The organism is Neobacillus sp. 114 (assembly GCF_030127045.1).
GTDB classification, from domain to species: domain Bacteria; phylum Bacillota; class Bacilli; order Bacillales; family Cytobacillaceae; genus Neobacillus; species Neobacillus rhizophilus.
The window spans coordinates 146,445-167,500 of record NZ_CP126144.1 but is presented as its reverse complement, the minus strand read 5'-3'; the positions used below and the strand labels follow the sequence as shown (position 1 = coordinate 167,500).

The 21,056-nt window shown below is 43.3% G+C and carries 21 protein-coding genes and 2 rRNA genes (1 of these 23 only partly in view); 9 read left to right on the top strand and 14 right to left on the bottom strand.

Features of this window, described 5'->3' with window-relative positions; all coding sequences use genetic code 11:
- From QNN06_RS00925 to QNN06_RS00915, 3 genes are all read right to left on the bottom strand, one after another.
- A 23S ribosomal RNA gene (locus QNN06_RS00925) occupies window positions 1-777 on the bottom strand (it extends 2,158 nt beyond the left edge of the window).
- Between the two features lie 316 nt (window positions 778-1,093).
- Window positions 1,094-2,643, bottom strand: a 16S ribosomal RNA gene (locus tag QNN06_RS00920).
- Together the 16S and 23S rRNA genes form the textbook arrangement of a ribosomal RNA operon.
- Window positions 2,644-2,900: 257 nt before the next feature.
- Window positions 2,901-3,131, bottom strand: a complete 231-nt coding sequence (locus QNN06_RS00915; RefSeq protein WP_213121046.1) for a hypothetical protein — start codon at window positions 3,129-3,131, stop codon at window positions 2,901-2,903.
- 136 nt (window positions 3,132-3,267) lie between these two features.
- Here QNN06_RS00915 and pdaB point away from each other — a divergent pair, with 136 nt between their 5' ends.
- A complete protein-coding gene (gene pdaB, locus QNN06_RS00910; RefSeq protein WP_284036758.1) occupies window positions 3,268-4,020 on the top strand; it encodes a polysaccharide deacetylase family sporulation protein PdaB in 753 nt (250 codons plus the stop codon).
- A gap of 23 nt (window positions 4,021-4,043) precedes the next feature.
- Here pdaB and QNN06_RS00905 read toward each other — a convergent pair whose 3' ends face one another.
- On the bottom strand, window positions 4,044-4,733 hold the full coding sequence (locus QNN06_RS00905; protein WP_213121048.1) for a KinB-signaling pathway activation protein: 690 nt from the start codon (window positions 4,731-4,733) through the stop codon (window positions 4,044-4,046).
- Between the two features lie 144 nt (window positions 4,734-4,877).
- Between QNN06_RS00905 and gerD the strand changes: the two genes are divergently transcribed.
- A complete protein-coding gene (gene gerD / locus QNN06_RS00900; RefSeq protein WP_213121049.1) occupies window positions 4,878-5,477 on the top strand; it encodes a spore germination lipoprotein GerD in 600 nt (199 codons plus the stop codon).
- Window positions 5,478-5,581: 104 nt separating this feature from the next.
- Here gerD and QNN06_RS00895 read toward each other — a convergent pair whose 3' ends face one another.
- The 3 genes from QNN06_RS00895 to QNN06_RS00885 form a co-directional block, all read right to left on the bottom strand.
- Window positions 5,582-6,634 (bottom strand): Mrp/NBP35 family ATP-binding protein, encoded by a 1,053-nt coding sequence (locus QNN06_RS00895; protein ID WP_284036757.1) that lies wholly within the window; start codon window positions 6,632-6,634, stop codon window positions 5,582-5,584.
- A 258-nt stretch (window positions 6,635-6,892) separates the two neighbouring features.
- A complete protein-coding gene (gene cwlD, locus QNN06_RS00890) occupies window positions 6,893-7,624 on the bottom strand; it encodes an N-acetylmuramoyl-L-alanine amidase CwlD (protein ID WP_213121051.1) in 732 nt (243 codons plus the stop codon).
- Window positions 7,625-7,700: 76 nt separating this feature from the next.
- The gene (locus tag QNN06_RS00885; RefSeq protein ID WP_213121052.1) at window positions 7,701-8,144 is read right to left on the bottom strand and encodes a YbaK family protein; all 444 of its coding nucleotides are present in this window, start codon (window positions 8,142-8,144) and stop codon (window positions 7,701-7,703) included.
- 236 nt (window positions 8,145-8,380) lie between these two features.
- Here QNN06_RS00885 and QNN06_RS00880 point away from each other — a divergent pair, with 236 nt between their 5' ends.
- The 7 genes from QNN06_RS00880 to QNN06_RS00850 all read left to right on the top strand — a co-directional run bounded on the left by QNN06_RS00880 (window position 8,381) and on the right by QNN06_RS00850 (window position 13,964).
- The gene (locus QNN06_RS00880) at window positions 8,381-8,668 is read left to right on the top strand and encodes a hypothetical protein (protein ID WP_284036756.1); all 288 of its coding nucleotides are present in this window, start codon (window positions 8,381-8,383) and stop codon (window positions 8,666-8,668) included.
- A gap of 131 nt (window positions 8,669-8,799) precedes the next feature.
- Window positions 8,800-9,876: a CotH kinase family protein gene (locus QNN06_RS00875; protein ID WP_213121053.1), complete on the top strand. Its 1,077-nt coding sequence runs from the start codon at window positions 8,800-8,802 to the stop codon at window positions 9,874-9,876.
- A gap of 156 nt (window positions 9,877-10,032) precedes the next feature.
- A complete protein-coding gene (locus tag QNN06_RS00870; protein WP_213121054.1) occupies window positions 10,033-10,749 on the top strand; it encodes an SDR family NAD(P)-dependent oxidoreductase in 717 nt (238 codons plus the stop codon).
- Window positions 10,750-11,778 (top strand): S-adenosylmethionine:tRNA ribosyltransferase-isomerase, encoded by a 1,029-nt coding sequence (locus tag QNN06_RS00865; RefSeq protein WP_213121055.1) that lies wholly within the window; start codon window positions 10,750-10,752, stop codon window positions 11,776-11,778.
- Between the two features lie 19 nt (window positions 11,779-11,797).
- On the top strand, window positions 11,798-12,139 hold the full coding sequence (locus QNN06_RS00860) for a VOC family protein (protein WP_213121056.1): 342 nt from the start codon (window positions 11,798-11,800) through the stop codon (window positions 12,137-12,139).
- A gap of 52 nt (window positions 12,140-12,191) precedes the next feature.
- A complete protein-coding gene (locus QNN06_RS00855; protein ID WP_284036755.1) occupies window positions 12,192-13,310 on the top strand; it encodes a GAF domain-containing sensor histidine kinase in 1,119 nt (372 codons plus the stop codon).
- 12 nt (window positions 13,311-13,322) lie between these two features.
- A complete protein-coding gene (locus tag QNN06_RS00850; RefSeq protein ID WP_284036754.1) occupies window positions 13,323-13,964 on the top strand; it encodes a response regulator in 642 nt (213 codons plus the stop codon).
- An 88-nt stretch (window positions 13,965-14,052) separates the two neighbouring features.
- Here QNN06_RS00850 and QNN06_RS00845 read toward each other — a convergent pair whose 3' ends face one another.
- From QNN06_RS00845 to QNN06_RS00815, 7 genes are all read right to left on the bottom strand, one after another.
- Window positions 14,053-16,161, bottom strand: coding sequence for a glycoside hydrolase family 3 protein (locus QNN06_RS00845; protein WP_284037871.1), 2,109 nt, complete (start codon window positions 16,159-16,161; stop codon window positions 14,053-14,055).
- 195 nt (window positions 16,162-16,356) lie between these two features.
- A complete protein-coding gene (gene rpsI, locus QNN06_RS00840; RefSeq protein ID WP_127484434.1) occupies window positions 16,357-16,749 on the bottom strand; it encodes a 30S ribosomal protein S9 in 393 nt (130 codons plus the stop codon).
- A 19-nt stretch (window positions 16,750-16,768) separates the two neighbouring features.
- The gene (rplM, locus tag QNN06_RS00835; protein ID WP_213121058.1) at window positions 16,769-17,206 is read right to left on the bottom strand and encodes a 50S ribosomal protein L13; all 438 of its coding nucleotides are present in this window, start codon (window positions 17,204-17,206) and stop codon (window positions 16,769-16,771) included.
- A 365-nt stretch (window positions 17,207-17,571) separates the two neighbouring features.
- Window positions 17,572-18,309, bottom strand: a complete 738-nt coding sequence (truA, locus tag QNN06_RS00830) for a tRNA pseudouridine(38-40) synthase TruA (protein WP_213121059.1) — start codon at window positions 18,307-18,309, stop codon at window positions 17,572-17,574.
- A 13-nt stretch (window positions 18,310-18,322) separates the two neighbouring features.
- Window positions 18,323-19,120, bottom strand: coding sequence for an energy-coupling factor transporter transmembrane component T family protein (locus QNN06_RS00825; protein ID WP_213121060.1), 798 nt, complete (start codon window positions 19,118-19,120; stop codon window positions 18,323-18,325).
- The gene (locus tag QNN06_RS00820; RefSeq protein WP_213121061.1) at window positions 19,117-19,986 is read right to left on the bottom strand and encodes an energy-coupling factor ABC transporter ATP-binding protein; all 870 of its coding nucleotides are present in this window, start codon (window positions 19,984-19,986) and stop codon (window positions 19,117-19,119) included. Before QNN06_RS00820 ends, QNN06_RS00825 begins: the two co-directional genes overlap by 4 nt.
- Window positions 19,962-20,801 carry an energy-coupling factor ABC transporter ATP-binding protein gene (locus QNN06_RS00815; RefSeq protein WP_284036753.1) on the bottom strand — a complete coding sequence of 280 codons (840 nt, stop codon included), beginning with the start codon at window positions 20,799-20,801 and terminating at the stop codon, window positions 19,962-19,964. Before QNN06_RS00815 ends, QNN06_RS00820 begins: the two co-directional genes overlap by 25 nt.
- Window positions 20,802-21,056: the final 255 nt, after the last annotated feature.

Sequence of the window (21,056 nt, the reverse complement as noted above, 5' to 3'; positions counted from 1 at the left end):
GGCCTCCATCCAGTGTTACCTGGACTTCACCCTGGACATGGGTAGATCACCTGGTTTCGGGTCTACGACTACATACTATTTCGCCCTATTCAGACTCGCTTTCGCTGCGGCTCCGTCTCTTCAACTTAACCTCGCATGCAATCGTAACTCGCCGGTTCATTCTACAAAAGGCACGCCATCACCCATGAACGGGCTCTGACTACTTGTAGGCACACGGTTTCAGGATCTCTTTCACTCCCCTTCCGGGGTGCTTTTCACCTTTCCCTCACGGTACTGGTTCACTATCGGTCACTAGGGAGTATTTAGCCTTGGGAGATGGTCCTCCCTGCTTCCGACCGGATTTCACGTGTCCGGCCGTACTCAGGATCCACTCAGGAGGGAACGAAGTTTCAACTACAGGGCTTTTACCTTCTATGGCTGGCCTTTCCAGACCGCTTCATCTACCCCGTTCCTTTGTAACTCCATGTTGAGTGTCCTACAACCCCGAAAGGCAAGCCTTTCGGTTTGGGCTGTTCCCGTTTCGCTCGCCGCTACTCAGGGAATCGCGTTTGCTTTCTCTTCCTCCGGGTACTTAGATGTTTCAGTTCCCCGGGTCTGCCTTCAATACCCTATGTATTCAGGTAAAGATACTGTTCCATTACGAACAGTGGGTTTCCCCATTCGGAAATCTCCGGATCGGCGCTTACTTACAGCTCCCCGAAGCATATCGGTGTTAGTCCCGTCCTTCATCGGCTCCTAGTGCCAAGGCATTCACCGTGCGCCCTTTCTAACTTAACCTAAAAGGTTTTTACTCTTAAAAATAAGAGAGAAAAACTAAAATGGCGATTACTCGGTTCTTACTTGGTTACTTCTTCTTTTACGATTATCTAGTTTTCAAGGAACAAGGCTACTGACTTCAATCACATCATGATTAAACATCAGAGCGTTACTTCTTGCAGCCTTGCGACGAGCTGAGGATTCACTTCCTCGAGTTACTGCGGCGCAGGAGCAAAAAAATAAGGTTTTGAGAGATAATTCCCTCAAAACTAAACAAACAAGAAACAATCAAACAAACATGTATTGTCTGGCTCATATGTCCAGCTTATATCCTTAGAAAGGAGGTGATCCAGCCGCACCTTCCGATACGGCTACCTTGTTACGACTTCACCCCAATCATCTGTCCCACCTTAGGCGGCTGGCTCCTTACGGTTACCCCACCGACTTCGGGTGTTACAAACTCTCGTGGTGTGACGGGCGGTGTGTACAAGGCCCGGGAACGTATTCACCGCGGCATGCTGATCCGCGATTACTAGCGATTCCGGCTTCATGCAGGCGAGTTGCAGCCTGCAATCCGAACTGAGAATGGTTTTATGGGATTGGCTCCACCTCGCGGCTTCGCTGCCCTTTGTACCATCCATTGTAGCACGTGTGTAGCCCAGGTCATAAGGGGCATGATGATTTGACGTCATCCCCACCTTCCTCCGGTTTGTCACCGGCAGTCACCTTAGAGTGCCCAACTGAATGCTGGCAACTAAGATCAAGGGTTGCGCTCGTTGCGGGACTTAACCCAACATCTCACGACACGAGCTGACGACAACCATGCACCACCTGTCACTCTGTCCCCCGAAGGGGAAATTCCTATCTCTAGGAGTGTCAGAGGATGTCAAGACCTGGTAAGGTTCTTCGCGTTGCTTCGAATTAAACCACATGCTCCACCGCTTGTGCGGGCCCCCGTCAATTCCTTTGAGTTTCAGCCTTGCGGCCGTACTCCCCAGGCGGAGTGCTTAATGCGTTAGCTGCAGCACTAAAGGGCGGAAACCCTCTAACACTTAGCACTCATCGTTTACGGCGTGGACTACCAGGGTATCTAATCCTGTTTGCTCCCCACGCTTTCGCGCCTCAGCGTCAGTTACAGACCAGAAAGCCGCCTTCGCCACTGGTGTTCCTCCACATCTCTACGCATTTCACCGCTACACGTGGAATTCCGCTTTCCTCTTCTGCACTCAAGTCCCCCAGTTTCCAATGACCCTCCACGGTTGAGCCGTGGGCTTTCACATCAGACTTAAAGGACCGCCTGCGCGCGCTTTACGCCCAATAATTCCGGACAACGCTTGCCACCTACGTATTACCGCGGCTGCTGGCACGTAGTTAGCCGTGGCTTTCTGGTCAGGTACCGTCAAGGTACCGGCAGTTACTCCGATACTTGTTCTTCCCTGACAACAGAGCTTTACGACCCGAAGGCCTTCATCGCTCACGCGGCGTTGCTCCATCAGACTTTCGTCCATTGTGGAAGATTCCCTACTGCTGCCTCCCGTAGGAGTCTGGGCCGTGTCTCAGTCCCAGTGTGGCCGATCACCCTCTCAGGTCGGCTACGCATCGTCGCCTTGGTGAGCCGTTACCTCACCAACTAGCTAATGCGCCGCGGGCCCATCTGTAAGTGTCAGCCGAAACCGACTTTCAACCTTCCCTCATGCAAGGGAAGAAATTATCCGGTATTAGCTCCGGTTTCCCGAAGTTATCCCAGTCTTACAGGCAGGTTGCCCACGTGTTACTCACCCGTCCGCCGCTAATCACCGGGAGCAAGCTCCCAGTGATTCGCTCGACTTGCATGTATTAGGCACGCCGCCAGCGTTCGTCCTGAGCCAGGATCAAACTCTCCAATAAAGTTGAGTTGATTAGCTCAAAAATGTTACGTTGGCTTCGTTTCAAATGAAACGAATATTATTGTTTGTTGACGTTTTTGTTTGTTTAGTTTTCAAAGAACCATCTTACCGCGCCACTTAAGAGCGACTTTATTAATATATCATCCGCTAACTTAAAAGTCAACAACTTTTTTCAAGTTGTTTTTTTGTCAGCAGCGACGTTTATTAATATAACAAGATAATAATCGAATGTCAACAGTCTTTTCAAAAAAACATAGTTTACCCCTTTTTTTGTTCTTTCTTACCTCTGCGTATGTATTTAAAACACTCATTTGGTGAAGCGACTCTTCTAAATAAATCAAATAGAATTTTGTATCTTTCTTCCATTGCTCTTTTCACAATATGATCAATACGATCATCCCTTAAGTCAAAAAGAATTTCATCCATTTCTCTCTTTATTAAGTATTCTATTTCTTTTACTTCCTTCTCGTTGATTAAAAGCCCGTACATAGATAACCTCCAATAAATGGTATGTTATAGTAGTCTTTTCCATTTTGTTTACTTTTATAATAAAAATCTTTCATCATATTTTTAAAAATCACATCATATGTTTGAGACAAGGATAGCAGTGGACGAGGTGGAAGCGATGAATTTCTTTTTTATTGTTAATGGTAAAGCGTTAAAAAGTGTTGTATTAATTATGGTTGCCGCTTTCTTTACAGCTTGGTTTCTCTATATGGAGAACCTGACGCAAATCCCTGTATTCTCAACCAAGGATGGTCCAAAAGCCGTTTTCCGAGGTGAAAAAGATGTGGCCCTAACATTTAATATTGGCTGGGGCGACGTTAAAGCAGAGCCTATTTTGGATACGTTGAAAAAGGAAAATGTGAAGTCGGCCACATTCTTTTTATCCGGTTCCTGGGCGGAGCGACATCCGGATATTGTCAGCCGGATTGTCAAGGACGGCTATGAAATCGGCCTGCTTGGTTATAACTATGTAGACTATCAGGACGAAGAGGATGGAAAAATCAGCAAAGACATTTTAAAGGCCCAGGAGGTTTTTAAAAAGTTAAATGTAAAGGGGATTAAACTTCTAAGGGCTCCAACAGGACATTTTGATAAACGCACATTATCGATTGCGAAGCGTTACGGCTACACAGTCGTACATTGGCGTTTGGATTCAAAGGACTGGCAAAATCCAGGTGTAGCGAAGATTGTAGAAAATGTGGAGAATGCAGAAAAAGGTGATATTATTCTTCTGCATGCCTCCGATTCTGCCAAACAAACAGCAGAGGCTTTACCGCCAATTCTGCAGGACCTTAGGCAAAAAGGCCTAAAATTCGTAACCGTATCCGAAATGATTGCAAACGGAGATGTCCAATCTAAAGAAATAAAATAACCATAAAAAAACCGCCCGAAAAATTAAACGGACGGTTTTTTTGTTAATTTTTTACCTGCTTTATTTTTTCTACGATTATCGGTTGATTCGCTTATGCGTTGCTGACGTTCCTTTACTGACTTTGCATTTAATTTATGAAGAACCAGCAGTTGGTAGGCATTGCAGGCAAGTAACGCTGCCACCATTAAATAGAGCCAGCTTCTTTCATTTTCCTGAAGGGCTGGCATCCACTCCACAAGGGTAACAACAACCATAAAGAAAAGAGCAGGAACAAACGCCTCGCGGTTGGTTTGTTTCATTTTATACCAGGCAGCAATTAATCCGACAGCCAAAACAAAGACCGCCAACCCTACATAAGGAAGCAGCGAATCTCCCTCTTTTGCAAAATTGACATAGCGAAAATAAACTAAATCAAACAGGGCAAACAGTAGCAGAATGACCTGAACCCCATTCCAAAGGGTGACGGATTTAAATATACCTAATCCGAAGCGATGGACCGTTAAATAGGCAAAAAAACCCATTTGGCTGATCAAGCTGAATAAAAAGCCCATGAAAAGCAGCCATACCGCTGTGGAAACGATGTCGATTATTTGAAAATCAATAAAATATGACTCAAATTCATTCCAGCGAACAATAAAACCTACAACAGCCGTCGTGATTCCTCCGACTAATAATGTGGTCATAAACAGTCTTACCCAGTTACGGCTTGTCACACTATAAACCCCCATAAAAAAATAATACATTCTGATTGTACCAAGCAAAATTTGAAAAATCCATAAAATGAGTGAACCGCGTATAATCTTTCGACATTTTCTTCATTATAAAATTAAGGATTCTTATGTGAAAGGAGCTTCAAAATGAGAGCAAAATTTACTGTGCTCCTCCTGCCTGTTTTTGTTTTTTTGACTAGCTGTTCCGGTAACAACGATCTTAGCGCCGGGTTGCAGCCTGATTATGATCAGACCAAAAAAATGGTCGTGGATATTTTAAAGACGGATGATGGAAAGAAAGCCATCCAAGATGTCATGTCCGATGACAAAATGAAGGAAAAACTGGTGATGGACCAAAATGTCGTGGCTCAGACGATTGAACAAACATTAACCTCTGATAAAGCAACAGAGTTTTGGAAAAAAACCTTTAGCGACGCGAAATTTGCTCAAGGCGTTGCCAAGAACATGCGGGCAGAAAATGAAAAACTACTTAAGGATTTAATGAATGACCCTGAATATAGAGCCATGATGATCGAAGTGTTCAAGGAACCGGAAATTCAAAAGCAAATGGCCGATGCCCTGAAAAGCAAGGAGTATCGTGAACAGCTTCAAAATGTAATAACCGAGACTATTGACAGCCCGCTTTATAAAGCAAAAATTCAGGAATTGCTCTTAAAAGCCGCTGAGCAGGCAAATACCAAAGAAACCTCAAAAGACAACAAAAGCGGCAGTGAGCAAGGTTCATAATTCCACTACCCAAAATAAAAACCTCCTCCAAACGGAAGAGGTTTTATTTTGGCTGCAGTTCTTTTTTACTACTCAAACCCCAGCAAAACTGCAGATCCGAAAAATTACTTTCCAAGCCGGTCCGCGACTTTTTTGGCAATTTCCAAATAAATTTTTCCTAACTGATGGTCTTCCTGATAGATGGACGGCGCAAAGTCTTCATCGTTCCAATCAGGCTGGTTAAGCGGCAGGCGTCCAAGCACTTCCGTATTTAACTCGTCGGCCAATTTATCTCCGCCGCCGCGACCAAACACATATTCCTTTTCACCTGTCAGCTTGCTTTCAAAATAGGCCATGTTTTCAATAACTCCAAGCACTTCATGATCGGTTTTCATCGCCATCGCACCTGCGCGGGCAGCTACAAAGGCAGCGGTTGGATGCGGGGTTGTAACGATAATTTCTTTACATGCCGGCAGCATGCTATGAACATCTAAGGCAACGTCGCCTGTTCCTGGCGGTAAGTCCAGGAGTAAATAATCTATGTCTCCCCACTCTACCTCATTGAAAAAGCTGTTGAGCATTTTTCCGAGCATTGGGCCGCGCCAGATAATTGGTGAATTATCCTCTACGAAAAATCCCATTGAAATTACTTGAACACCAAAACGCTCAACAGGAATAATCTTTTCGCCTCGGACAACCGGCCGATTCGTAATTCCCATCATATCCGGTACGCTGAAACCGTAAATGTCGGCATCGATAAGCCCGACCTTTTTACCTAAGCGCGCCAGAGCAACAGCGAGGTTAACAGATACCGTCGATTTTCCTACTCCGCCTTTTCCGCTGGCAATTGCGATAAAGGTAGTGGACTGGGAATTAAGGAGATTTTTTTCCTTTTCTGGTTCAGCGTGACGATGGGCAGCAAGCACCTCATCAGGAAGCTGGCTGAAGCGGATTCCTACTGTTGCGGCACCCGCTTCCTTCAACAAGTTCACAATTTGCGTTTGCAGCTGCAGCTGCTCACTCGTTCCTGTTCTAGCAATCGCTACCTTGACACTGACATGGCTTTTTTCTTCTTTAATTTTTATTTCTTCTACAGCATTTAATTCTGCTAAAGTTTTATGTAAAAATGGCTCTTTGAGGCTGCCAACAACCTCGCGGATTCTTGCTTCAGTTAACATTGAAAAACACCTCACCAATTGAATTCGTTTCCATCTAACAGTATATCATAACTATGGCAATATACAGTTAATTGAATCACACATTAAAACCACCGCCATAGGAATAACCTCAAATAAATGTAAACTCGCCGATTGGCGAGTCCGTTAGGACGGTTCATGAGGCGTAGTTGAATTTATGCGTTAAGAACGTGTGAAATTCGGGAAAATTTTATACGTTCTTATTAGCTAAAAAGAGAAGGTGTTAATTCCCGCCTTCCCTTAATCTGTTTCTTTTAATTCCTTTTCATTCGTGAAATATCTTATGATCCCTTTATATATAGAGGCTGCAACCTTCTCTTGATAGTCCTCCCGCTTTAATTTTGCCTTTTCAGCAGGATTGGAGAGAAAACCAACCTCGACCAGAACGCCCGGTTTTTTTGAATGTTTTAAAATATAAACCCCACCTATTGGCTTGGCTTTTCGATTAGTATTTTCTAAGTTTTCCCTGAGCTCCTCTTGAATAAACTTGGCCGCCCTGGCGTTTTCCTTAAAATGAGGGGCGTAAAAGGTTTGGGCGCCGCTCCATCTTGACGAAGGTATAGCATTTAAGTGAATGCTGACAAAGAAGTCATTATCCTCTTCATTAATCATCTTTAATCTGTTTTTCAGATCCTCCACTTTTCTCCTGCTGTAGCCTCTAGTATCAGCATCTGCCAAATCGGTATCGGTTTCTCTTGTCATCACAACAAGTGCACCCTGCTGCTGCAGATAATCTCTGACCTTTAAAGTGATGTTAAGAGCAATGTCTTTTTCAAGCGTCTCGCCCGTACCGGCCCCGCCATCCGGGCCGCCGTGGCCAGCATCAAGCAGAATAATTTTTCCGGAAAGCGGAAGACTCCAATCTTTCCAGGAATCATCCTCTGCAAAATCATACTGTAAAATTAAAAATAGTGCTAATAAGCCAACTGAAAAAAAAATGATTTTTATTCTTTTTGTTACCAACCAAATCATTCCTTCCCGCTCGTCCCTTGTTCAATAATTTATATGGGACAAGGCGGGACTTTAGAACAGGAATGAAGGCATTGAATTAATGAAGCCGAAGCTTATGGCGTCTTTGCCCTTTTTCATAGCCCTCTCTCCACCAGACATGGACATATTGTTCACAGTGATAATAGAGCGATTCACTCATGACGCCCTCTTCACCATTTCCCCAATAAAGGAGGAAATTAAATAACGTATCAATTAAATGCTTTTCTTCATTAAAGCAGCGCATTCTTACCTGTTCTATATTTTCCCCATGGTAGCCAAATTTGCTAAATTTAGCTCCCAATAGAAAAGCTTCAAGGGCAATATCATAACAGGCCTCTTCCACCCCAGAATTCATAATCAGGCTTGAGGCAATCTTGGTCGATCCAAAATATTGCCGCACTCTTTCTTTTAATGTATTAATGGATAGGTCCCGAAGCACGGACCGTTCGTATTTAATCTGCTTTTCACGTCTTTTTTCTTTAAAGGTTGTAATAACAGTCACTTCTTTTCACCTCTTAGGACTATTCTTCATCCTTCCTTACGAAGAAATGCAAAAGTCCCCGCCGTTTTCATTGCCAATTTTTATCCTAACTGGACAAATGGGCAAAACCTCTTCTTCCAAAATGCTATTCGCCCTTTTTAATGAAAAAAGTTCCTGTATTAGTTCAATTGCCGTCTCTAAAGTACCCCTTTATTTATAAAATACAGTACAAGCCATTGAAAGGAGGTGATTCTTAGATGCCCCCAAGTGGTTCTAACAGCAGCCCAAGCAATACTGATAGCTCAACAAACACACCTTTCCCTGCTGTTTGTGCTAACGATGTAGCCGTTCTTGATGTGAATCCTGGAAATGGACGTATTCAAGACGTTGACTTTGCCCCTAATACTATCGTTTTACAAGGTTGTACAATCACTACAACTGGAGCAAATGCAACTCCTTTGGCAGATGCCGTAAGATGCTTATCCCAAAATGGCTTCCGCTTTGTAGGAAGCGTTGGCAACAGAGCGATCTTCATTAGATGCTAATGAATGAAAACGATGGAAAACCAAGGGACTTTGCCCCTTGGTTTTCCTTGGTATTTTTCGGCGAATTATTTGACGCAGTTAAAACTCTTTTTCCAATGAAGTCAAATACAGTAGAAAGGAGTAACTTACTAATGGACCAAAAACGAGAATTACCAGTGTACATGTTATCCATTCATCGTTGGGATCTTCAGGAACTTTCGTTGCCTCTAAGACCCTACGGTGATCCAGTTCCCGGAAATTTATATATTGAGGATATGAAATTTTCAATTGCCACCCAATTCAGAGGAAACTATACAAAAAAACTCCCAAAAAGATCCTATTTCGTTCAATTGCTGCGTCCACAACTCCTTAATGGGGCCCGCGAGTTGCATCTCAACGCTGAATACAAGGACCCCTCCTCCATCCGTAATAAGCTTTCCCTCGATTTATTCCGGGTCTTTGGGGTTCTTTCACCCCGATCCCAGCATGTTCGTTTGTACCTGAATGGCCAATATGAGGGCGTCTACTTGCATTTGGAATCTGTCGATGATTTATTTTTTAAAAAAAGAGGCCTTCAAGTCGAGTCCATTTATTATGCGGTCAAGCCTGATGCCGATTTTTCACTCTACCGCTATAAATCCGAAGAATTGAAAGAGTCGCTTCTTCTCGGATACCAACGTAAATTGGGAACGACTTCTGATGATATCAAATTAATTGATTTTATCAATATAATTAATAACACTCCCCATGACAAATTTGAGGAAGTAATTTCGAGGCACCTCGATGTCGAAAAGTATCTCCGCTGGCTGGCTGTCGCCGTCTGTACCCAAAACTATGATGGTTTTAAAAAAAACTATGCCTTATACCGAAACCCAGAAACTAAATTATTTGAAATCCTCCCCTGGGACTATGATGGGACATTTGGCCGGGATTGGGATGCCGACATTATTAAACCTGATTCCTTATCCATCAATGGTAAAAATCATTTAACAAAGAAACTGTTGGAATGCCCTGCTTTTCGTAAGCAGTACCGGGCTTTGATGGAAGAACTTCTTGATACATTATTTACTCCTGACTATTTTGAACCAATCATCACTTCACTAACCGAATCTATCAGTCCATATCTTCTCTTTACAAATGAGGAACAGAGGGAAATTTTCGATGGGGAAAAAGATTTTATGCTCTGGTTTATAAAAAAGAGGAATGGATACTTAAGAAATTTAACATAAAACAGCTCCCCCCAATGCGGGGGTTTTATTATGTCTTACAGTTCCCCCTTTCGGATTTCAGCCAAAAGTCGTAGAAAAGTTCAAGCTTTTTTCTGACGGAAGATTTTCTAGAAATAGTTATGCTTAACACATCAAGAACAAAGGGGAGAAACCGTTATGGAAAATCAAGTGGTGATGATTACTGGAGCATCAAAGGGATTGGGGAGAGCATTAGCTTTGGCTTTTGCCGCAAATGGGGCAAGACTTGCAATCTGTGCAAGGTCAGCAGAAGCTCTATTCAAAGTAAAGGAGGAAGCTCAAAGGTTCGGGGCTGAGGTGCTGGCTATTACCGCTGATATATCCAAAGCTCGTGATTTGGAGCGGTTTGTTGCGCAGGCGGAGGTAGCCTACGGCCAGATTGATGTGCTGATTAATAATGCCTCCATGCTGGGGCCGAGTCCAATGCCACTCTTGCTCGATTACCCAGAAGATGATTTTGCGGAGGTACTTAGGGTAAATGCGGTTTCTACCTTTTCCGTAACAAGAAGAGTCCTCCCCGGAATGCTTCAGCGCAATATAGGCTCCATTATCAATGTGACCTCTGAAGCGGGCCATGTCGGCTACGCGGGGTGGGGAGCATACGGAATTTCCAAATTTGCTGTTGAAGGACTGACACAAACATGGGCAGATGAGTTAAGCGAAACAAATATCCGGGTCAATATGGTGGATCCAGGAGAAATGGATACCGACATGCATCGCTTGGCCGTTCCAGATTGCGATTACCCGCTGGCAAGGCCGGAGGATGTCGTGGACATATTTTTATACCTTGCTTCCGATAAGTCTGCAGGTATTACCGGCAAACGGTTTGAAGCACAGTCAGAGGAGGAATTGTAAATGCCTGCAAAAGCGTTGGATTTCTATCTTCCTAATGAATTAAATGCTTCCCATCCTCCTGAAAAACGCGGCTTAAGAAGAGATCATGTCCGGATGATGGTTCTTGACCGCAATACCGGCGGAATCAGGCATGACCATTTCTTCCGCCTTGCAGATTACCTCGAGTCCGGTGACCTCGTCATTTTAAATAACAGTCGGACGATACCTGCAATACTACAAGCTGAATGGTTGCGAAATACAGGGCAAATCTCACCAAGGGTGGAAATCCGGCTGGCGAGACGTCGAAACGAAGACTCATGGGAAGCTCTTATTGTTGCCAATCCCGTAAAAATTGGCGATGCACTTCAATTTTCACCTGAATTAACCGCAATGGTGATAGGTGAAAAAGCACATTCACCGTTAAAGATCATTCAGTTTTCAAAGAAAGGAACGGACTTATTTAATATCATCTATGCTCTTGGAGAGCCGATCCGCTACGAATATATTGAGTATCCTTGGGAACTGGACTACTACCAAACTGTGTTTGCGAGTCATCCAGGCTCAGTGGAGATGCCCTCGGCAGGAAGAGCATTCAGCTGGGAACTAATTTTTCAACTAAAACGCAAAAAGATCCAACTCGATTTTATTCAGCTGCATACGGGATTAAGCTATCTCCTTGACGAACAGTGGCACCAGACACCAGAAGAAAACGAGGAAGAATATCGCATTTCTAAAAAAACAATGGAGAGAATTCGGCAGACAAAAGCTTCCGGAAAAAGGGTCATCGCGGTTGGAACAACGGTTGTCCGCGCTCTCGAGACTGCCGCCCGAAACGATGCCCTTTCGGGTGTAACAAATCTCTATATTGACCAACAATTTCCTTTAAACATTGCCGATGGTATCATTACAGGTTTTCATGAGCCAAAAGCAAGCCACCTTGACATGCTTTCGGCCTTTATTTCGGAACAGCATTTGCTTCAAGCTTATGAGCAAGCGGTAGCCTGCGGTTATTTATGGCATGAGTTTGGCGATATGAACCTTATTATCTAATGGAGAGGATGGGTATGGCGTGCGATTTCACCATTATGCCTTGGAAGTGCACGAACTTGAGGAAGCCATTGCTTTTTATAAAAACTATTGTGGTTTTCAGGAAGAAGGCAGACTGTCATATATGGACGAAGAGATTGTGTTTCTTATATCTAAGAATTTCCGGCTTGAGTTAATTTTCGGGCCCCAGCAGAACGAAGGGACCACTCACCTTTGTTTTGAAGTAGACGACCTGCCCGATGTAATGAAAAAGTTGGATGACAGGACAAGGATTGAGGGTCCCTACAAGCTTCCGAATGGCTGGGAGACAGTGTTTTATGAGGGGCCAAATCAAGAAATTATTGAATTTTTACAGACTTTTTGAACATCTAATACGTTATAATGACAGGAGATAATGACGGTGGGGTGAGAATTCGATGTCTGCTGCGACTGGGTACGAAGAAATCAGCATTTTAAAAGAAATCGCTGAGCTTTTAAACGAAGGAACAGATATAAGGGATATATTGTCCGGGGTATTGAAAAAACTCCTCCATGTAACGGGCTTGCAAACTGGCTGGATATTCTTAATGGACGAAAATGGTATGTATCAGCTCGCAGCTGATAAAGCCCTCCCGCCTGCTTTAGCCCAGGATGGAAAGCGGCGGATGTGCCAAGGCAAGTGCTGGTGTGTAAACAAGTACAATAACGGGCAACTGAATAAGGCCACAAATATTATGGAATGTAAACGAATTGAAGATGCCATCGAAGAAAATGCCGGAGAAACTTGCGGATTGACCCACCATGCAACCGTTCCACTAAGGGCAGGAGCAGAACGGTTCGGCATCTTAAATGTAGGCTCACCATATAAAACCCATTTCGAAAAAAATGAACTTGCCCTGCTTGAAGCAGTTGCCTATCAAATTGGAACGGCCTTAAAACGAATTAAATTAACCCAGAGGGAACAAGAAACGGCGCTTGTTGCAGAGCGGAACCGGCTGGCGAGGGATCTTCACGATTCTGTGAACCAGCTGTTATTTTCCCTCAGTCTTACCGCAAGAGCCGGTGAGGAAATGGCAAAAACAGATGATGTAAAGCAAACGTTCGGCTACATTCAGGATTTGGCCCAGGAAGCACTCGGTGAAATGCGGGCATTGATTTGGCAGTTGCGGCCGCATGGACTGGAAAATGGGATTGTCAGCGCCTTGAGAAGCTATGCTGAAATGCTGGGGTTGTCGATTGAAACTAAGGTAACAGGCGCCGCCAGCATTCCCGGTAGTGTTGAGGAAGCATTGTGGCGAATTGGTCAAGAGGCACTGGCCAATTGTAAAAAGCATGCCCAAGCAACTGCCGTCCAGTTATTTTTTCAGATGTCCAGCGATAAAGTTCTTTTGGTCATAAAGGATGGCGGCTGCGGCTTCCATTATGATGAAAATCTTGAAATTCCCTCATTAGGGTTAAAAAGTATGAAAACACGGACAGAAGCATTAAATGGAACCTTTCATTTAAAAAGCAAAACGGACAGCGGGACAGAAATCAAAATTGAAATTCCGTTGTAGGGGGAGAATTCAGTGAGTATACGGATACTAATCGCAGACGACCATCATGTTGTTAGACGGGGATTGGCTTTTTTCCTGCGGACGCAAAACGACCTTGATGTGATTGGGGAAGCGGCAAACGGAAAAGAAGCGGTTGAACTTGCGAAATCATTGAAGCCGGATCTTATTCTAATGGATTTGGTCATGCCGGAAATGGACGGAATTCAGGCAACAAGCATCATTAAAAAGGAACAGCCGGAAATCAAAATCATGATGTTGACTAGCTTTTCCGACCAGGACCATGTGATTCCCGCTCTGGAGGCAGGTGCATCAGGCTTCCAATTAAAGGACATTCAGCCAGATGAATTGGTAATGTCCATTAAAAGAATCATGAGCGGAGAAAACCAGCTTCATCCGAAAGCGACTTCGCATTTATTGGCTAATTTGTCCTCTAAAAATAAAACTGAACGGGATTTAATCGAGGAATTAACAAAAAGAGAGCTTGATGTATTAAAAGAAATTGCCAAGGGAAAAAGCAATAAAGAAATTGCGGCTGCTCTTTTTATTACCGAAAAGACAGTTAAAACTCATGTTTCAAACCTGCTTGCAAAGCTCGAACTCGCAGATCGGACACAGGCTGCTTTATATGCGGTCAGGAATCACTTAGTAGACTAAGGACGAATGTGGTGTAGAATCACATTCGTTTTTTATGGAAAAAAAGCCCCTAACCAAATCGGTTGGGAGCCCTTGAGTGTTTGCAAAATTAATATGTCAGTCCATGACCAAGTTTATAAACATTCCCATCTTTGTCTTTATAGGCATATTGGAGTCCTTCAGGCATATATTTGTCTTTGTCATAGCCCGGCACATCATTTCTGGATACGCAATCGCCACTTTCATCGACTGCAATAACTGCTTCGCTTGCTGGCAAGGTTAATGGCAGAACGCCAACTGGTTTGAAATTACCCGCAATTACCTCAAACTGTGCCTTATAGAACGTATCGTATCCTGCGATTAAAGCATCTGCCAAAGGCTCAACATTTCCAAGAATCCACGGCAGAACAAAATTAACAGTCATAATGACTTTTCCGCCTCGGATATGGACTTTATCAGCCACTTCCTTTAGATGATCGATATTGCTTAAAGTAGTTTCTTCATACGTTGAACCATCAAAAGCAGTTAGTGTTTTCTTCTCGCAAAGCTCAAGCTCTAAAAGACCCGGTGTCGCATTAAAATACGCTCCGGATTTTGGACTTAATAACAAAATAGCTATGTCGGCTTCCTCATAGTTATCAGTCAACGTAAACTGTACTAGTTCTTCGCATTCTTTCCTTGCTTGTTCCGTGTAAGTAGCTGCCCGCTCTGGTTCCTTATGGAAAGCTTCCACATAAACCTTTTTACCCTCAAGCTTGTCAGCAGTTAAAGGTAATGTCTGATTACTATTTTTTAGGACTGTTACTGACTTTTTATGAGCTTCGTAAGCAGCTTCCCAATGAGCTGGATTACTAATCACTTTAGTTGCATTTTCTGGTGAAACATATGTACGATCATCAAATAATCCTAAAGCAAACATTTCTGTAAGGAGCCGTACATTTGCTTCATCAATACGTTTTTCACTAATCCATCCATTTTGGATAGCTAATTTAAGGTTTTCAATATCATTTGTATCAGCAACAAGATCTGTACCAGCATTTACGGCTTTGGCAAATCGCTCAGCCTCAGTCTTATCTTCAACGCCCCAGCTCATCTTATTTGTAACGCCGCTGTCGCTATTGATATAGCCTTTGAATCCTAATTTTCCTCTTAGAATGTACTGCAAGAAATAATGATTAAAGGTAAAGCCAACTTCTTCGAACGGAATATCTTCACCCTCAAATTCTTGAACCACACTCTTTTTGATACTAGGGATGGAATAATAAGGCATGACCGATGATGTGCCATGCTCTACCGCTGTCCGGAATGGCGGCAGGTGATATTTTTCTAAGCTGCCTGGAGTTGGGTATAGATTCCACTTTCCTTCTTTATAATGTGGATCAAATCCATTTTCCCGTGCACCGCCGCCTGGAAAATGCTTAGTGGTCATCGCAATACTATGATTTCCTAATGTCTCTCCTTGAAATGCGTCAATAATGCGGCCAATCGCATCGGAAATAAACTCCGGGTCTTCACCAAACGTGCCATACGTCCGCTGCCATCTAGGGTCTGTGGCAGTATCAGCCATATACATATAGCCTTTTCTAATTCCCGTTGCATCCCACTCATCATGGGCTATCTGAGCAAATTGGCTAATTAACGAGGCATCCCCGCCATTTTTTATATCACCTTTAGCTGCGGCGGCTAGTCCTAACGTTCCTGGCCAAGTGGAAAAGATCCCGACTGCATCATTCATCCCAAAGATGGATTCCCCATTTTCATTTCTTGAATTCGATGTGATCAAACATGGAATACCAAGACGTGTACCCTCACATAATTCATTCATTTTATTAATCCAATCGGCCATTTCAGCCGGGCTCCAGTTGTCGCGCAGAATGAAGTGCCTTAAGTGCATATTTTCAAGAGTATGGGTTGTTCCATATATTTTCGAAGCAGCAAAGATATTTTCGCCTTTTTCAACAATCCCTTCATCCAATACACCATCATGACTGGTCTTACTCTTATCTTTTTGAGTAAGCCCCATCTGACGGGTATTAATCAGCATCATACCGACCTTTTCATCGAGATTCATCAATGACACTAGGTTTTCGGCACGTTCTTTCGGACTCAAACGCCAATCCTTATAAGGCTCTAATTTCCCACTATTATTTAAATCTTTAAATTTTAATCCATCGACTTCAATCAGATTCTTTACTCTAACTTCCAACTTCGGCTGCATATGCTCCAATTTGTTTACCTCCTAAACTAATTCACTTCTAATTATATACTAATTTGAAGCACGGGGACGCTTCTTATGCTTCCCTATTTTGAAATTTAGATAAAGGAGTAGGAAAAGAATTTTAAAACATTAAAAATGAATACAAAAAAGACCCCCAACCAATATGGTTGAGAGTCTTTGAACGTTCGCAAAAGATTAACGCTTTGAGAACTGAGGCGCACGACGAGCACCTTTAAGACCGTATTTCTTACGCTCTTTCATACGTGCATCGCGAGTTAATAGACCAGCGCGCTTTAATGTTGGACGGTATTCTGGGTCAGCTTGAAGTAATGCGCGAGCAATACCGTGGCGGATTGCGCCAGCTTGACCAGTGTAGCCGCCGCCGCTTACGTTTACAAGAACATCGTAGCTGCCAACAGTTTCAGTAGCTACTAATGGTTGTCTTACAACAACACGTAAAGCTTCGAATGGGATATAAGTGTCGATGTCACGATCGTTAATAACAATTTTACCTGTGCCTGGAACTAAGCGTACACGAGCAACTGAGCTCTTACGACGGCCAGTACCGATATATTGAACTTGTGCCAAGTTAATTCCCTCCTCTTAATTAACCGCGAAGTTCGTAAACTTCAGGTTGTTGTGCTTGGTGTTTATGTTCTGCACCAGCATAAACGTGTAATTTTTTGAACATTTGACGGCCAAGAGAATTCTTTGGAAGCATGCCTTTAATAGCTTGCTCAAGCATTTTCTCAGCATAGTTCGTACGCATTTCAAGAGCAGTTCTCTGCTTTAAACCGCCTGGGTGATTTGTGTGACGGTAGTAGATTTTGTCGTTTATTTTGTTACCAGTTAATTCAATCTTAGAAGCATTAAGAATGATGACATGATCACCAGTGTCAACATGTGGTGTATAAGTTGGCTTATGTTTACCACGTAGGATAGATGCTACTTCAGAAGCAAGACGTCCAAGAGTTTTGCCCTCAGCATCAACTACGTACCATTTGCGCTCGATATTGTTGGCATTTGCCATAAACGTTGTACGCATGAGTTTCCCTCCTATTAAATCGTAAAAATAATATTTTCGCACCTTCATTGGCTATTTCCGTTCGATTCTGTTCCGGGAATGAACAGGAAACGCCGACTTGTGCAGTCATTTTCAAAAGCTATATTTTCAATCACGATGAAGACTTTCCGGGGCTTTATCGTGGGATTAAAAACACACACATATAATATAATAAATACTTGAGGTGAAATTGTCAAGAAGATGTTACACCTGGATGGGTTGTTTTTAAATGAAAACTCGCCAATTGGCAAGTCCGTTAGGCCGGTTCATGAGGCGTAGTTGAATTTATGCGTTAAGGGAGTGTAAAATTTGGAAAAATTTTATACTCCCTTATTAGCTAAAAAGGGTTAATAAAACACTTCCCACAGGTACAACCCACGTGCTGGAGCGGTTTTTCCGGCAGCAGACCGGTCCTTCTTTTCCAAAATGGAAGGAATTTCTTCAGGCGACAGGTCACCAGATCCGACCGCCAACAAAGTCCCCACAAGAATCCGCACCATATTATATAAAAAACCATTGCCGACAAAGCGGATAGTCAAAAGATTGCCATCCAATAAAAAGTCAATCTCCTTAATTGTCCTGACCTTGTCCTGAACCTCCGTCTTAGCGGCGCAAAAGCTGGTAAAATCATGGGTTCCAAGCAAATACCTGCTTGCCTCGCGCATTGTCTCCAAGTTCAAAGCATAGGGATAGCGGTACACATAATTCCGCTGAAACGGATCCCTAAAACCGGATAATTGCAATTGATAACGGTATTCCTTTCCCGCAGCATCAAAACGTGCATGAAACGCGTTATCTGCCTTCTTAACAGATAAAACGGCCAAATCCTCTGGAAGCAAAGAATTAAAGGCAACTCCCCAGCGATCCTCAGGAATTGCCAGCGGTGAATCAAAATGAATCACCTGGCCCTTGGCATGGACCCCTGCATCCGTACGGCCGGAGGCAGTTACTTTAACAGAGACGCCCTTATGAATTTTCGCCAGGGCTGCTTCAAGCTCTGCCTGTACCGTCCGCCCCTTAGGCTGAACCTGATAACCGAAAAATTCGGTGCCATCATATGCAATAATCGCTTTATACCTCTGCATCAGTCTATCTCCATTATGAACGTAATAAGACCAACAAAATCGTTAATACCACTAGTAAAACGATTTGTACGGTATCTGCCGCAGCCCAGCTTAACTGGCGGTATTTCGTCCGGCCTTCTCCGCCGCGATAGCCCCTAGCTTCCATGGCGACAGCCAGCTCCTCGGCACGCTTAAAGGAACTGACAAACAGCGGAATGAGAAGCGGGATAACAGCCTTGATCCGCTCCTTTAGAGGACCGCTCGCAAATTCCACACCGCGGGCAATTTGCGCTTTCATAATTTTGTCGGTTTCCTGCATCAGAGTTGGAATAAACCGTAATGAAATCGACATCATTAGTGCCATTTCATGAACAGGAAAACGGACTTTCTTTAAAGGATTTAATAATGTTTCTAATCCATCCGTTATCTCAATCGGAGTCGTCGTTAACGTCAACAAGGAAGTCATTAAAATCAAAAAGAAAAATCGCAAGGAAATAAAAATTCCCATCTTGAGGCCTTCTTCGTAGATCTTCACGGGCCCCCAGTGAAAAATAAGACTGCCTCCTTTAGTAAAAAACAATTGCAGAATAAAGGTAAACAGGACAAGCCATATGATCGGCTTCAGACCGCCATATAAAAACCGAATAGGAATTTTTGAAAATCCAAGCATTAAAAAAGTATATATACCAATAAGTGCATAAGTTACCCCATTGTTTGCCAAAAAGATTACGCAGACAAAGAAGAAAATAATAATCAGTTTGGAACGAGGGTCCATTTTATGAATAACAGAATCAGCCGGTACATAGCGTCCAAAAATCATTTTTTCCATCATGAGCGGACACCTCTCTTTAAACGTTCTGAAACGGCAGCCGATAGCTCTTCAATGGAAAGGTAGATTTTATCCAGCTTACTGCCTAATTTCTCTTCAAGCTTGAGCTGAAAACGAACGACCTCAGGTACATCCAATCCCATTTGAATTAATTCAGCGGTCTCTGAGAAAATCTCTTCCGGAGTGCCCTTTTTGGCGACCCTGCCCTGCTGCATAATGACGATTTGGTCAGCATACCTTGCCGCGTCCTCCATACTGTGAGTGACAAGAATAGTCGAGAGGCCCCTCTCCTTATGAAGCGAGTAGAACATATCCATAATCTCTTTTCGGCCGCGCGGGTCCAGACCAGCGGTAGGCTCGTCCAAAACGATGACATCAGGACCCATTGCCAATACACCGGCAATTGCAACCCGTCGCATTTGTCCGCCGGAGAGATCGAATGGTGATTTTTCTAAGATTTCCTCACCGAGTCCAACCTGTTTTAAAGCAACTCGTGCCCGCCTTTTTGCCTCTGATTCGGAAACACCAAAATTCATCGGGCCAAAAATAATATCCTTTTCCACTGTTTCCTCAAATAATTGATGTTCAGGGAATTGGAATACAATTCCGACCTTTTGCCGGACTGCCTTTAAATTTTTATTTTTTTGATGAGCCTTTATTTCCTGGCTGCCAATTAGCACTGTTCCTTCTGTCGGCTGCAAAAGAGCATTTAAATGCTGCAAAACAGTGGATTTACCTGAGCCGGTATGGCCGATTAAAGCGAGATAAGTTCCGGATGGAATATCAATCGAAACATCGGAAATAGCAAGTCTTTCAAATGGGGTATTAGCTTGATAACGGTACTCTACAGATTTAAGCGAGATGTCCATAACTCTGTCACCAACTCTTCTTCCGATAAATAATTCTTTGTAAACGTAAGACCCATTTGACGAAATGCCTTTGTCATTTTCACTGAGAATGGAATATCTAACCCCAGTTCAATTAATTCCTCATCAAGTGAGAAGATTTCTTCAGGAGTGCCCTCCCGGTAAACCTCTCCTTTATTCATCACAATAATTCGGTCCGCTTTCGCCGCCTCATCTAAATCATGAGTAATCGAGATAACCGTCAACTGTTTTTCCGCCTTTAAATCTCTGACCGTTGCTAATACCTCTTCTCTTCCTCTAGGGTCCAGCATAGATGTTGCTTCGTCTAAAATAATGATTGCCGGTCGTAATGCCAGAACACCCGCAATCGCGACACGCTGCTTTTGACCGCCCGAGAGATGGTGGGGCTCTTGATATAGAAATTGATCCATCTTTACCTTTTTTAAGGCATCCTCAACACGATGAACCATTTCAATCCGTGGTACCCCCATATTTTCTAAACCAAAAGCCACATCATCTTGGACTGTGGTCCCGACGAATTGATTATCTGGATTTTGAAAAACCATTCCCAGTTGTTTTCGGATATCCCAGATTGTCTCTTCATTCAGAGGTAAGCCGCAAACGGTTATTTCACCGGACTTAGGAAACTGTAGCCCATTAAGAAGCTTGGCCATCGTAGACTTACCGGAACCATTATGACCGACGATTGCCAGCCATTCACCTTCAAAAATATCAAATGTAACATTATTTAAAGCATACCGTTCCTGATCATCATATTGAAATGAAACTTCCCTCAAGCTGACGATTGACTTTTTCATCCTGCTTCCCCCCTCGCCTCAACTCTTCTCAATCTATTATAAAAAACCTATATATACAAAAAAAGCCTGCACCTCATCCCCAGGCAGGAACGATTTTCAACTGCCTTTACAAGACATTTCCATAAAGGAAATAGGAGGAGGTGCATGAGCTAGACGAGTCGCAAAAAAGATTACAAAAGTTAATCTTTCCGGAAGCAAATGGATCTTGCTTATTTCGCTCCAACTAGTGGAGTCACGCTCATCGTAACGCTCTTT